The following is a 9,408-nucleotide window of genomic DNA, read 5'->3' as shown; positions in this document are numbered from 1 at the left end:
GCGTCCGTTCACGTTTCAGTTGATAGTTGACGAGTAAACGGGTGAATAAGTTGCTTGTTTATGCGCATGTAGGGACGCACGGCTCGTGCGTCCGTCCACGTTTCAGTTGATAGTTGACGAATAAACGGGTGAACAAGTTGCTTGTTTATGTGCATGTAGGGACGCACGGCTCGTGCGTCCGCTCAATACGGCCTGTTTATAGCCCGATTACTGTCCGCTTATCAACCCGTTTACCCGTCCACTTGTCCACTCACTCCGCTTGAACGGACGCACGAACCGTGCGTCTCTATATGTCTATCTCAGCCATTCCGCGAGGTAATATGAGCCATTTTAACACGTGAAATAGTTGATGTTACGCAGTTTTTTTTATACCTTTGCAAGCATCAAGTAAAGAGATTACGAAACACAACGATAAATAAAAACATTATGGCAAACAAAGTTGAATTCAAGTATGCACCGATGTTCCAAACAGGAAAGGACGATACTGAATACCGATTTCTGACGAAAGAGGGCGTAACGACGAGTGAATTCGAAGGCAAACAGATTGTAAAAGTCTCCAAGGAGGCCTTGACGTACCTTGCACAACAGGCGTTCCACGATACCGAGTTCATGTTGCGTCGCGCGCATAATGAGCAGGTTGCCGCCATACTTCGCGACCCCGAGGCCTCTGAAAACGATAAGTATGTGGCCTTACAGTTCCTACGTAACGCCGAAACGGCAGTGAAAGGAGTCCTCCCTTTCTGCCAAGATACGGGCACAGCCATCATTCATGGCGAGAAAGGACAGCAGGTTTGGACTGGCTTTGAGGACGAGGAAGCACTCTCACGTGGCGTCTTTAACACCTTTACGGAGGACAATTTGCGTTACTCGCAGAATGCTCCACTCAACATGTATGACGAGGTGAACACCAAATGTAACCTGCCGGCGCAAATCGATATCGAGGCCGTTGAGGGCGCAGAATACCGCTTTATCATGGTTGCAAAGGGCGGTGGGTCGGCCAATAAGACCTATTTCTACCCGATGACCAAGGCAACCATTCAGAATGAAAGCACGCTTTTGCCGTTCTTAGTGGAGAAGATGAAGAGCCTCGGAACGGCAGCTTGCCCGCCTTATCACATCTGTTTCGTCATCGGAGGCACCTCCGCCGAAAAGAACTTGCTGACCGTGAAGCTCGGTTCCATCAAATATTACGACAATCTTCCTACCACCGGAGACGAGACCGGACGTGCTTTCCGCGACAAAGACCTTGAGGATAAGCTTCTTGTTGAGGCCCAAAAGATTGGTCTCGGCGCCCAATTTGGCGGCAAAGCCTTTGCACATGACGTGCGTGTTATCCGTCTTCCACGCCACGGAGCGAGCTGTCCTATCGGCATGGGTGTCAGCTGTTCGGCCGATAGAAACATCAAAGCGAAGATCAATGCCGATGGTATTTGGCTCGAAAAGATGGACACCAACCCTTCAGAACTCATTCCCGAGGAGTACAGAAAGCCCGGCGAAGGGGCCAAGGGCATTGAGATTGACCTCGACAAAGGCATGGATGCCGTGCGTGCCGAGCTGACGAAGTATCCCGTTTCGACGCGTGTAAGCCTCAAAGGTACCATCATTGTGGCTCGAGATATTGCGCATGCGAAGCTCAAGGCACGCCTCGATGCAGGCGAAGATTTGCCACAATACATGAAAGATTACCCCGTTTTGTATGCCGGTCCGGCCAAGACGCCCGAAGGATATGCCTGCGGTTCGATGGGACCGACCACGGCCAACCGCATGGATCCCTATGTAGATGAGTTCCAAGCTCATGGCGGTTCGCTCGTGATGATAGCCAAAGGAAACCGCACGCAAGTCGTAACAGATGCCTGTCAAAAGCATGGTGGCTTCTATCTGGGCACGATTGGCGGTGTTGCGGCTGTGCTTTCGCAGAGCAGCATCAAGAGCATTGAGTGTGTGGAGTACCCGGAATTGGGCATGGAAGCCGTGTGGAAGATTCGCGTGGAAGACTTCCCGGCCTTCATTCTCGTTGACGACAAGGGCCATGACTTCTTCAAAGAGCTCAAACCTTGGCCGGTTTGCAGCTACAAGAAATAAGAAATTGGCAACTCGAAACAAAGTAAAAAGGACATGCACTCGGCATGTCCTTTCCACTTTTTCAATCAATTTATATCATAATCACCAATAAACAATAAACAAAATGACAAGAGAAAAGTTTTTTGGCGCCATGGGTTGGGTAGGCATGGGCACGTCGGTATTGATGTATGTCTTTTATCTTCCGCAAATAGAAAACAACTTAGCCGGACAAAAAGGAACGTTCATACAGCCTTTCATGGCTGCCGTGAACTGCACACTGTGGGTAGCTTACGGACTGTTCAAGGAGAAACGCGATCTTCCCCTCGCCATTGCCAACACGCCCGGCATCATCTTCGGACTCATTGCCGCCTTTACGGCGTTATAAAAGTAAAGAACTAAAAAGGTAGAACAATAAAAAGTAAAGACACAAGCCTTGAGCAAAGCATTCAAGTTGCCTGCTTTTTACTTTTTACCTTTTGTTTCTTGTAAGCTCTCACTCCCTCCTTTTGAGAGGGACGGGGGTAGGTATTAGGTGTGAAAGTTGCCGCTTTTGCACATCACGCCTTTGTGTTTTATGGATTGCGTGCCACTTGTTCTGTTCCCCATGAAGTTCCTATTGGCCGCTGTTTGCAGTGCAAAAGAAAATGAGAGGAAGAACCTCGCGGCCCATTCCTCTCAAACTTAAAAACTATTATTATAATAAAGGTAAGTACACTACTTAAAGATTGGGGTTCATTTCCTTCCATTTGTCAACAGCGGGAATGATACCGAGTTCCACAATCTCGTCGCGCATCTTGCAAAGATGCTCATATGACTTCTGAAGGCCATCAATCTCCTCCTTTGTTCCTGTCGGTTCGGTGAAGTGAACGCCCGTTTTGTCGATCGTTGTGGGCATGGCCATCATCACGTTCTTGAAGCCAAGCTTGTCGTTGCAGACATAACAGCCGGCAGGCAACGTGAACTTGTCGCCACCCATAGCGGCCTGAATCATCTTAACGGCGTTGTAAGCCGGGCTTTGGAACGAACTTCGACCGCGAAGTTTGATGATGTTCGAGCCACCTTGCACGGTGTGGTGCTTGATTTCCTCCCAACGTTCGGTTGAAAGGCCCTTTTCTGCCAACGGTTTTCCATCGATTTTGACCTGCGAAGCGAATACAGCCATCTGCTCACCGTGGCCACCATAGGTGTGTGCACCGGTCACCTTGTCCTGCTGAACGCCGAATTCTTCGGCCAAAGCCTGCTGCAAACGTGTCGAATCAAGCGCAGCAAGCGAGGTCAACTGGTTGGGTTTCAAGCCGGAATGAATGAGCGTGGTCAGTGCAGTGACGTCTGCAGGGTTGAAAATCACGACAACATGCTCCACATTGGGGCAATACTTCTTGATATTGTCGCCGAACTCGGCAGCGATTTTACAGTTTCCTTTCAGCAAATCCTCGCGGGTCATGCCTTCTTTTCGGGGAGCACCGCCCGACGAGATGATATACTTTGCACCGGTGAAAGCCTTTGCGGGGTCGGTGGTGTAGCTAAGGTTTGCACCCGGGAACGCGCATTGTGCCATTTCATCATACACACCATGCACACCCGGCTCAAAGATGTCGTAAAGGCAGATGTTGGGTGTAAGCCCGAGCATCAGCGCACTTTGTACCATGTTTGAACCAATCATACCGCCTGCACCGACGATAACCAATTTGTCATTCGTTAAATAATTCATAACTATATTACTATTTTATGGTTTAGAAATCTGTTTCCTTTGACCGCAAAGTTAGTAAAAAAATATAGGATTTAGGCTATTTAATGTGCAGATTATTTGTTGTTAATTCTTAAAAAGCGTATCTTTGTCATGTCGATTTAGCAAAAGATGCACATGGAAACAGTCAATCAACGTTTAGCGGCCTTAAGAGAAGTGATGCGACGCGAGCGACTTGCGGCCTTTATCTTCCCCAGTACCGACGCCCACAACAGCGAATATGTGGCCGATCATTGGAAAGGTCGCGAGTGGATTTCAGGCTTCGACGGCTCTGCAGGCACGGCTGTTGTCACGCAAAACGGTGCAGCATTGTGGACAGACTCGCGCTATTTCCTTGCCGCCGAGGCGCAGCTTGCAGGCTCGGAATACCGGTTGATGAAGCTGAAAGTGGCGGGAACGCCCACGATTGCCGAATGGCTTGGACAACAATGCAAGGCAGGAAGCGAGATAGGAATAGACGGAACGGTGAGCAGTTATGCCGAGACGCAAGCGCTGATTGCCGAACTTCGCCGGCAAGGGGGAATGACTTTAAGGCTGAACTTCGACCCTTTAGCGTGCATTTGGAACGGCCGTCCGCCTATCCCCCAAGGCAAAATTGAACTGCAACCTTTGGAATATGCGGGCGAGACTTCGGCCTCTAAGCTCTGCAGACTGCGTGAGGCTTTGCGCCAAAAACATTGCGACGGCATGCTGATGTCGGCCTTGGACGACATTGCATGGACCCTCAATCTGCGTGGAACCGACGTGCATTGCAATCCCGTTTTCGTGAGTTACCTTGTCATTGAGCCCGAAAAGGCGGTGCTGTTCATCGAAGAATCCAAGCTTACACCAGCCGTTTCGGCCTATTTAGAAAGCATTCCTGTGGCGCTAAGACCGTATGAAAAGATGGGCAACTACCTAAGAAAAGAATACTTTGCCTATAACATTTTACTTGATCCGAAAGAGACTAACAGTTGCTTGGTGGCTTATGCAAGGGAGGGAAATGCCTCGGTTGTCATGGCAGAATCACCCGTTCCGATGATGAAAGCCGTGAAGAACGAAAGCGAAATCCAAGGCTTTCGCAACGCCATGTTGCGTGATGGCGTGGCCATGGTGAGGTTTTTGAAGTGGCTTATTCCGGCCGTTAAGGAAGGGAATGAGACCGAAATTTCGTTGGAAAAGAAGCTGACAAGTTTGCGAAAAGCACAACCGCTCTATCGCAGTCTCTCCTTTGACACCATCGTGGGTTACGAACATCACGGTGCAATCGTGCACTATGAGGCCACGCCGGAGACTGATATTCCGATTGAACCCCGCGGACTTGTGCTCATAGACAGCGGTGCTCAATATCAAGACGGCACCACGGATATCACGCGAACCATAGCCCTTGGTCCGCTGACCGAGGAGCAGAAGCGCGTCTACACATTGGTATTGAAGGGCCATATCCAGTTGGAACTGGCCCGTTTTCCCGAAGGTGTGTGCGGAACTCAGCTTGATGCCTTGGCTCGCGAGCCGTTGTGGCGCGAAGGGTTCAACTATTTGCACGGCACGGGCCATGGTGTGGGGTCCTATCTCAACGTGCATGAGGGGCCACATCAAATCCGTATGGAATATAAACCGGCCCCGTTGCATGCCGGAATGACGGTGACCGACGAGCCGGGACTGTATCTTGCCGGCCGTTTCGGCGTGCGTATCGAGAATACACTCCTCATCTTGAAAGACAGGGAGACCGAGTTCGGCACGTTCCTTAAGATGGAACCGCTGACACTCTGCCCGATTGACACGGCTCCTATCGTCGTTTCGATGCTCACAGCCGAGGAGATTCGGTGGCTCGACACGTATCATCGGCACGTCTGCACCATGCTTTCGCCCCACTTGGAAGCCGATGAGCGCGAATGGTTGCAGGAGGCTACGAAGCCCATCGGTGAGAACGGGTAAACAATCTCAGCCATTTCACCGTGCAATTCCAGCCATATTAGCGCGTAAAATGGCTGAGATTACACGGTGAAATGACTGAGATTGCAAGACAATAAAATAGAAATAAAAAAGGGAATGAATGTTGTTGAGAATCAAGGCCGTGGCGCAAGCCGCCTCATTTGAACAGGGTGAAGTTCACGCTGCCGTAACTTCGGTGTTCTGCAAAGCGTTGGTGGGCGGAGAAGTCATGGTCTTTGCCATGCTCGAGCACAAAAATACCGCCCGGAGCAAGCAGATTGCCGCCCAAAATGAGGTCGGGAAGCTGCGGAAGGTCGCCCAACGTATAGGGCGGGTCAGCAAAGATGAAGTCGAACTGCTGCCGACAACGCTTCAGAAAGCGGAAGACATCGCCGCGGACGAGCACGTCTCTATCGTCGCCAAGTTTGGCAAAACAACGGCGAATGAAGTCGGCGTGGTCGCGGTCGGCCTCTACACTGATCACCTGTTTGCAGCCTCTGCTGACCAGTTCGAGCGAAATGCTGCCCGTTCCGGCAAAGAGATCAAGGGCCGTTGTGCCGTCGAAATCGACGTATCCCCGCAGCACATTGAAGATGTTTTCCTTGGCAAAGTCGGTCGTCGGCCGCGCTTTAAACGTGCGCGGAATGTCGAAATGGCGGCCTTTATAGCTTCCCGTGATGATTCTCATGCGCTATCTACCTTTTATATACAATGTCATCAGGTCGAACGGCAGCCCCTTGATCTGGGTGATGGGCGCACGGTTGAATTCAGCAGCAGGATTGATGACGGTGACCTTCAGAACGAATTCCTTGAGGCCCGCGATGAGTGGCTCCCGTTCGGGCATCGTGCCGCACAGGAACAGCTCGTCTTCGCGCGCGTCGAGGGCCAATTGCGTCCACACATGCAGAATGAAATAGGCCGCATCGTTGGCGTTGACCACCTCGTAGCGGTTGCTGAAGCGGAAACGGTTGTGGGCGAAGGCAAACACCTCCATTTGCTTGCCGCGGAAATAAACGAAGAGCTTCCGCTTTGTGCCAGTGAAGCTCCGCCGATGAAGATAGCTCCACACGGGTTGCATCAGCGGCATAATTCGGATATCACGGAAGTGGTCGGTCAGCACGAGCTTAACGTCTTTGTTGATCGGGTAGACCGCCACTGCGTTCTGCGCAGGAAGGACGGTGTTGAGGAGCTCCTCGTTCGTGTGCCCCGTGAAAGTATGGTGATAGAAGGGCTCGGCGTCGTCGGCATCAAATTCTTCAAGCGGGACGAGCAGCACGGGACTATCGACAAGCACTTGCGCATGGAGGAAGCCCGCACCGAGAATGCGGCTCTCGATAAAAGCCTCGCGAAGGTTAGCCGCTGGCGACATGCCACTTTTCATCACGTACGGTTCGTAGTCGAGGCCACCCGCGGCCGTTTCGTCGGCCACGGCAAACGCCAACGTAGTGTCCGTCAGCCTCAACGTGACCCTGTGCGGGTGCCGGGTAATAGATTTTTCGGTCATAATCGTTATTTATTGATGGATAATCGGGTGTCGCCTGCGTTGATGTCGCCCATTCTGATGCCCGCATAACGTCCGCTGCGGTTCGCTTCTTCGATAAGATTGGCCACGCTGTTCGCGTCGAGTCCGTCGAGATAAGCATCGTAGGTGGCGCCGCATTCCACCAAGGGCAAACGACGGCCGCTCACGCTCACTTGTACCGTGGCGGCCAAATCGAACCGACGACCACCACCGAAGGGCACGTACTGAAGACTATCGGCCAGATAACCGCCGCCGACGAGTGTGCCGAAATCGGCCGTGTAAACTCCGTGGTCGTGCAGGTAGTTCAGCTCGGCAGCGCGTATCGCCGACAGCCGCACGACGACGGCCCGCTCGCGCAGACGCCGTTCTTTGCCAAAACGGACGGGGCCGAGGATACTCGCGACGCAAACGGCGGCCAGCGCCACGGCGCACAAGGCAAGCCATAAATTATGATGGGCAGCGAGCTTCATTCGGATAATTTTTCTAACTTTGCATTCGGAATCAGCCGGTGCGTGCTTCGCGTCGGCCTCCGATTGCAAAGATACAAAAAAAAAATCATCTTCGCATTGAAAATACAAGAATTTATAGACGAAATTCTGACCGAATTCGGTTTTCGACCCACACGCGACCAACTGAATGCCCTCGAGACCTTCGCCCGATTTCTGGCCGACAGGGGTGAGCGCCGTGTCATGCTCTTGCGCGGGTCGGCCGGAACGGGAAAGACATCTTTGGCCGGAGCCATGGTGCGCACATTCGCGCGGTTCGGCCAAAAGTTGCAGCTGATGGCCCCAACGGGACGCGCGGCCAAGGTTTTTGCCACCAACAGCGGTCGCAACGCATCAACGATCCACCGAAAAATCTATCGCGAACGGCGCTACACAGGCATCGGCGGCGCTTTCGACCTGAACGACAACCTGAACAAGGACACGCTCTTCATCGTGGACGAAGCTTCGATGATCGGGACGGGAGCGGGCGCCCAGAGCATCTTCGGGACGGGCAGCCTGCTCGACGATCTCGTGCGCTACGTCTACAGCGGACCGGGCTGCAGCATGATGCTCATCGGCGACAGCGCGCAACTTCCGCCCGTAGGCGAGGTTCTGGCGCCCGCGCTCGATGTCGACGCGCTCGAAGCCCGTGGCCTCACCGTCTATGCGTGCGACCTGCGCGAAGTACTTCGGCAGGGCCACGACAGCGGAATTCTTTTTAATGCCACGCATATCAGATGCCTCTCGCCCGGCGTTATCGCGGCCAACGGACTGCCGCGCATTCGTTTCAGCGGATTTGCCGACGTCGTAGCCGTCACGGGCGCCGATTTGCCCGAGTTGATAGCCGCAAGCTACGCCGAGGTGGGCGTTGACGAAACCATCATCGTGACGCGCAGCAACAAGCTGGCCGGCATCTACAACCAAGGCCTCCGCGCCACCGTGCTCGACCATGACGACATGCTTTGCACGGGCGACCGACTGATGATTGTGAAGAACAAATATCTCGACAAGGCAGCCGAAGCCGCAGGCCAACTTTCGTTCATCGCCAACGGCGACCGCGCCGAGGTGATGCGCGTGCGCAACCTGCGCGAATGCCACGGCTTCCGGTTTGCCGACGTTTGCCTGCGGTTTCCCGACTACCACGACCATGAGCTCACGCAAACCGTCATGCTCGACACGCTCACGAGCGATGCTCCCGCACTGCCCGAAGACAAACAGCGCGCACTCTTCGAGGCCGTCATGGCCGACTATGCCGACCTGCCCCGCAAGCGCGACCGCTTAGAAGCGCTTCGGCGCGACGTTTATTTCAATGCGCTGCAGATAAAATACGCCTACGCCGTCACGTGCCACAAGGCGCAAGGCGGTCAATGGACCCATGTTTATCTCGACCAAGGCCGAATGGCTGCCGATATGCCCGCGCCGGACTACGCCCGCTGGCTCTACACGGCTTTCACGCGCGCCACCCAAAGGCTTTTTCTCGTCAACTGGCCAAAAACGCAGACCGACGACCGCCCACCTATTTAAATAGGTCTTCAGCTCCGATTACTTAGAGGAAATCGAGAGTGGCTTTAAAAAATTCGCGAATTATTGACGGAAATCGCTGCTTTTAGTAAAAAATTCGCGAATTATTGACGGAATCTGCTGCGTTTAGCAAAAAATTCGCGAATTATTGACGAAAT

Annotated in this window: 8 protein-coding genes; 4 read left to right on the top strand and 4 right to left on the bottom strand. The window is 52.9% G+C overall.

The annotated features are described in order from the left end of the window. Window positions 1-426 precede the first annotated feature (426 nt). Window positions 427-2,082 carry a fumarate hydratase gene (locus tag HMPREF9944_RS06690; protein WP_008565354.1) on the top strand — a complete coding sequence of 552 codons (1,656 nt, stop codon included), beginning with the start codon at window positions 427-429 and terminating at the stop codon, window positions 2,080-2,082. A gap of 103 nt (window positions 2,083-2,185) precedes the next feature. Then, a complete protein-coding gene (locus HMPREF9944_RS06685; RefSeq protein WP_008565353.1) occupies window positions 2,186-2,446 on the top strand; it encodes a SemiSWEET family transporter in 261 nt (86 codons plus the stop codon). 333 nt (window positions 2,447-2,779) lie between these two features. On the opposite strand, the gene HMPREF9944_RS06680 is transcribed toward HMPREF9944_RS06685, so the two are convergent. Next, on the bottom strand, window positions 2,780-3,772 hold the full coding sequence (locus HMPREF9944_RS06680; RefSeq protein WP_008565352.1) for a malate dehydrogenase: 993 nt from the start codon (window positions 3,770-3,772) through the stop codon (window positions 2,780-2,782). Between the two features lie 153 nt (window positions 3,773-3,925). Between HMPREF9944_RS06680 and HMPREF9944_RS06675 the strand changes: the two genes are divergently transcribed. Beyond that, window positions 3,926-5,725: an aminopeptidase P family protein gene (locus HMPREF9944_RS06675; RefSeq protein ID WP_008565351.1), complete on the top strand. Its 1,800-nt coding sequence runs from the start codon at window positions 3,926-3,928 to the stop codon at window positions 5,723-5,725. Between the two features lie 154 nt (window positions 5,726-5,879). Here HMPREF9944_RS06675 and HMPREF9944_RS06670 read toward each other — a convergent pair whose 3' ends face one another. Genes HMPREF9944_RS06670 through HMPREF9944_RS06660 form a run of 3 tightly spaced genes read right to left on the bottom strand, consistent with a single transcriptional unit; the run spans window position 5,880 to window position 7,582 of the window. Further along, window positions 5,880-6,410, bottom strand: a complete 531-nt coding sequence (locus HMPREF9944_RS06670; protein WP_008565350.1) for an RsmD family RNA methyltransferase — start codon at window positions 6,408-6,410, stop codon at window positions 5,880-5,882. A gap of 3 nt (window positions 6,411-6,413) precedes the next feature. Then, window positions 6,414-7,226: a DUF3822 family protein gene (locus HMPREF9944_RS06665; RefSeq protein WP_008565349.1), complete on the bottom strand. Its 813-nt coding sequence runs from the start codon at window positions 7,224-7,226 to the stop codon at window positions 6,414-6,416. Window positions 7,227-7,231: 5 nt separating this feature from the next. After that, on the bottom strand, window positions 7,232-7,582 hold the full coding sequence (locus HMPREF9944_RS06660) for a hypothetical protein (protein ID WP_244861130.1): 351 nt from the start codon (window positions 7,580-7,582) through the stop codon (window positions 7,232-7,234). A gap of 228 nt (window positions 7,583-7,810) precedes the next feature. Between HMPREF9944_RS06660 and HMPREF9944_RS06655 the strand changes: the two genes are divergently transcribed. Then, complete coding sequence (locus HMPREF9944_RS06655; protein WP_008565347.1) at window positions 7,811-9,253, top strand: ATP-dependent DNA helicase; 1,443 nt, start codon at window positions 7,811-7,813, stop codon at window positions 9,251-9,253. Window positions 9,254-9,408 lie beyond the last annotated feature (155 nt).

The organism is Segatella maculosa OT 289, assembly GCF_000243015.1.
Classification (GTDB): Bacteria; Bacteroidota; Bacteroidia; order Bacteroidales; family Bacteroidaceae; genus Prevotella; species Prevotella maculosa.
The sequence above is the reverse complement of the archived record's forward strand: the minus strand, read 5'-3'. Positions and strand labels throughout refer to the sequence as shown.